We start from the raw sequence: 1,720 nt of genomic DNA, 5'->3' as shown, positions 1-1,720 counted from the left end.
TGGTACCTTTCAGCGAACCCGCGCCGGCCGCCCAGGATGCGGCCGAGAAAGTCAAACCTCCCGCCGTCAGCAAGATCGACCTGCGCGGCACAATCAAGGTCGTTGTTGGCGTGCCGGGCCTCTTCGCGCTGATCCTTTTTGCCATGTTCAACAACTTTCTGGGCGGCATCTTCATGGCCCTGCTCGACGCCTACGGCCTTAGCCTTGTGTCGGTAGAGGTTTGGGGACTGACTTTCGCAGTCCTGTCCTCTGGCTTCATCCTGGGCGGAATTGCCGTGACAAAGTTCGGTCTGGGCAGGAACCCGTTGCGCACGCTGCTGCTGGTGAATGTGGTGGTATGGGCCGGGGCCAGTGTCTTTGCCATTCAGGCCTCGTTCGCTCTTTTGGTCGCGGGATGCTTCTTGTGGATGGCCCTCGGCCCGGTGGCCGAAGCCGCCGAGCAGACCACCCTGCAAAAGGTCGTGCCGCTGGAGCGGCAAGGCCGGGTCTTTGGCTTTGCCCAGTCGATGGAGCAGGCCGCATCACCCCTGACCGCATTTCTGATTGGCCCCCTGACACAATTCTTGGTGATCCCTTTCATGACCGATGGCGCAGGCGCGCGGTCAATCGGCGGCTGGTTCGGCACCGGGCCGGACCGCGGCATCGCTCTGGTCTTTACCGTCGCGGGTCTCATCGGTGTTCTGGTGGCAATCGCCGCGTTTCGATCGCGCTCCTATCGCCAGCTGTCGGCCCGCTATCTGGATGCCGACGCAAATCCGAAAGCCTGACCCGAGCCCTTCGAGAAGAGCCCTTTGCGGTCATTCAGCGCGCAAAGCCGACTTCGGTCACGCCACCGCGCGCCGCTTACGAGCGGGCGGGCTTCGCGCTCTAGGCGGCGTCTTCATTTAGGTTAGCCATGCCATGCCATGGCGCAGGCGAGCGCGACGGAGCTTTTGAAGGAGGCGATGGTCTTTTCACAGCGCAGGGCGATGCGGCGGAAGCGTTTGATCTGGTTGAAAAACCTCTCGACGAGGTTACGTTCCTTGTAGAGCGTCCAGTCGATGGGTTTGGTGCCGCTGCGGGTCGGGTTCTGCTTGATCTGCGCCACCGCGCCGAGGTCGCTTGCGATGAAGTCGCGCAGATGATCGGCGTCGTAGCCGGCGTCGGCGATGACATGGCCGACCCCTTGCAACCCATCGATCAGCGCGCGTGCCTGCGGACAGTCGCCCCAATGTCCCGGTGTGATCAGGAACCGGATCGGCAACCCCAGGGCATCGACGGCGGCATGGATCTTGGTGGTCAGCCCGCCCCGGGAGCGCCCGATGGCGCGAGCCTCAAGCTCCCTTTTGAGAGGTGGCGTCGGCGTGAACCTTGGAAATCGTCGCATCGATCAGCACGTATTCGAAGTCGGGCTCTGCGCGCAACGCATGGAAAAGACGCTCCCAGGCACCGGCCCGCGACCATCGCCGGAAGCGCGTGTAAACCGACTTCCAGTGCCCGAGTTCCGGCGGCAGATCGCGCCAGGGCGTGGCACCCCGCGCCAGCCACAGGCAGGCGTCGACAAACAACCGATTGTCGGTTCCCGTGCGGCCACGGTCGCCCGTCTTCCCCGCAACCAGCGGCTCAATCCGCGCCCACTGCGCGTCGGTCAACGTTCGTCTGCTCAAGATCGCCTCCGTTTCCGATCTTGAATCAGAACCCAACCCAAGTGGAAATCCCTCAAATGAAGACGCCGCCTAGG

Annotated in this window: 2 protein-coding genes; one reads left to right on the top strand and one right to left on the bottom strand. The window is 63.3% G+C overall.

Features of this window, described 5'->3' with window-relative positions; genetic code table 11:
* Positions 1–767: MFS transporter (locus ACRCSW_RS14385; protein WP_438706141.1), on the top strand; the 767-nt coding region annotated here is incomplete at its 5' end.
* A gap of 122 nt (positions 768–889) precedes the next feature.
* Here ACRCSW_RS14385 and ACRCSW_RS14380 read toward each other — a convergent pair.
* A protein-coding gene (locus ACRCSW_RS14380) for an IS5 family transposase (RefSeq protein ID WP_438706143.1) occupies positions 890–1,646 on the bottom strand; the annotation gives its coding sequence in 2 pieces (ribosomal slippage) (positions 890–1,328 and positions 1,327–1,646; 759 coding nt in all).
* Between the last annotated feature and the right edge of the window lie 74 nt (positions 1,647–1,720).

It is taken from the genome of Tabrizicola sp. (assembly GCF_051645465.1).
Classification (GTDB): domain Bacteria; phylum Pseudomonadota; class Alphaproteobacteria; order Rhodobacterales; family Rhodobacteraceae; genus Tabrizicola.
Note: the sequence above shows the minus strand (reverse complement) of the source record. Positions and strands in the feature narration are given on the sequence as shown.